This is a genomic window from Nocardioides sp. (assembly GCF_036405735.1).
Lineage (GTDB): Bacteria > Actinomycetota > Actinomycetes > Propionibacteriales > Nocardioidaceae > Nocardioides.
Genome location: NZ_DASWXC010000088.1, coordinates 1 through 1,959, shown reverse-complemented (window position 1 = coordinate 1,959; position 1,959 = coordinate 1). Strand labels below are relative to the sequence as shown.

3 protein-coding genes are annotated in these 1,959 nt (G+C 71.5%); 2 read left to right on the top strand and 1 reads right to left on the bottom strand.

The window, feature by feature from the left end:
- Positions 1-4: 4 nt before the first annotated feature.
- Positions 5-190, top strand: a complete 186-nt coding sequence (gene rpmB / locus VGE38_RS14340; RefSeq protein ID WP_011756723.1) for a 50S ribosomal protein L28 — start codon at positions 5-7, stop codon at positions 188-190.
- A 279-nt stretch (positions 191-469) separates the two neighbouring features.
- On the top strand, positions 470-1,411 hold the full coding sequence (locus VGE38_RS14335) for a type IV toxin-antitoxin system AbiEi family antitoxin domain-containing protein (protein ID WP_331143230.1): 942 nt from the start codon (positions 470-472) through the stop codon (positions 1,409-1,411).
- A 154-nt stretch (positions 1,412-1,565) separates the two neighbouring features.
- Here VGE38_RS14335 and VGE38_RS14330 read toward each other — a convergent pair.
- Positions 1,566-1,959 (bottom strand): thiamine-phosphate kinase (locus VGE38_RS14330; protein ID WP_414690962.1); only part of this gene is annotated, 394 nt, incomplete at its 5' end.

Sequence of the window (1,959 nt, the reverse complement as noted above, 5' to 3'; positions counted from 1 at the left end):
CACGGTGGCTGCCGTCTGCGACATCTGCGCCAAGAAGCCCGGCTTCGGCAACAACCGGCCGTGGTCGCGCAAGATCACGAAGCGTCGCTTCGACCCCAACATCCAGCGCGTCCGGGCCACCGTCAACGGCACCCCGAAGCGTCTCAACGTCTGCACCGGCTGCCTGAAGGCCGGCAAGGTCACCCGCTGACCCGCTGAGCTCTCTCGACGAGCCGCCGCCCGGTGATCCAGGCGGCGGCTCGTTGGCATTGGTGCCGCCCTGCAGGCATGTTCAGCAAGGTATGCAGCCGGATGCGCACTCCCCTCGCGGAGTTCCGCACGGGAAGCGCCAGCTCGCCTGCATACCTTGACGGACATGCAGCACCGGTCTGGCCGCCTGCTGTCCACAGGTCGCCGGCGCAGCGACCTCGTCCACAGACAGCGCGCCGAACCGAGCGGCGGAGACCGGCCCTGTCCGATGCTCGCCGACATGGACCCGCTTCGACTCATCGCCGACGAGGTCGGCTTCTTCACCCGGCAGGAAGCAAAGTCAGCCGGGTACGGCGACCGCGACATCACCCGGATGGTGCGCCGTGGCATCTGGCGGCGCATCCGACGCGCGGCGTACGTCTTCGCGGACGTCTGGCGCCAGCTCGACGACGTCGAACGCCACCTGATCCGCTCGGCCGCCGTCATGCACTCGCTCGGGGACGCGGTCGCGCTCAGTCATGCCTCCGGCGTGGTCCGGCACCGCCTCGACTCCTGGGGCCTCGACCTGCGCCGCGTGCACGTGACGCGCCTCGACGGCGGAGCCGGTCGGGTCGAGGGCGACGTCGTGCACCACGAGGGCTTCTGCGTCGACGATGACGTCGAGGTGGTGGACGGGCTGCAGGTGCTGCGGCCGGAACGGTGCGTGCTGGAGGCCGGCTCCCGCGTTCGCAACGAGGTCGCGCTGTGCCTGATGGACGCCGGGCTGCGGGCCGGCGCCTACGACCTCACGCGCCTGCAGGCCTCGTTCGACCTGATGCGCCACTGGCCCTTCGCCCATCACCTGGAGATCCCACTCGCGCTCGCGGACGGTCGGTCCGCGTCCGTGGGCGAGTCACGCGGCAAGTGGTTCTTCCACGCCGCGGGGCTCCCGATGCCGGAGCTGCAGCACGAGGTACGCCGCTCCGACGGGTCTCTCGCGGGCGTCACGGACTGGTACTGGCCGCGCCCCGCGAAGCTCGGCGAGTTCGACGGCAAGCTGAAGTACGGTCGGCTGCTCCGCCCCGGCCAGGACCCGGGCGACGCGGTCTTCGAGGAGAAGCGTCGCGAGGACGAGCTGCGTGAGATCACCGGCGCGCCCATGATCCGACTCATCTGGGCCGACTACGACACCCCGGCGGTGACGCGCGAGCGACTCAACCGGTTCCTCGGCCGAGCCGGCTGATCCGCGGCTGGCCGTCGCGGCACCAGTGCCGCCCTGCGGGCTGCATGTTGAGCAAGGTATGCAGCCGGATGTGCACTTCCCTCGCGGAGTTCCGCACGGGAAGTGCCAGCTCGGCTGCATACCTTGCTGAACAGGCGCGCAGCACCCAGCCCGCTCAGAAGTGCGTCCAGCCGGGAGGTCCGTCGTACGCCGCGCCGTCGACCGTGACTCCGGCGCCCTCACCCACCGAGCCGATGACGGCCCACCCCTCCGGGAGCGCGGCGTCGGGCGGGAAGGTCGCCAGCAGCGCGTGGTCGTCGCCACCGGTGAGGATGAACGCCAGGGGGTCGGCGTTGAGCGCGGCGGCGACGGCGTGGAACGGCTCGGGGACCGTCAGCGTGTGCGTCGCCACGTCGATCGAGACCGCCGATGCGTCCGCCAGGTGGCCGGCCTCCGCGAGCAGGCCGTCGGAGACGTCGATCATCGAGGTCGCACCGGCCTCCGCGGCGACCAGCCCGGCGTCGTACGGCGGGGCGGGGCGGCGGTAGGCCTCGACCAGCACCCGGGGC

Excerpts from the sequence above, each read along its gene's own strand:
- VGE38_RS14335 (WP_331143230.1), top strand. The coding sequence starts at position 470 with ATGGACCCGCTTCGACTCATCGCCGACGAGGTCGGCTTCTTCACCCGG.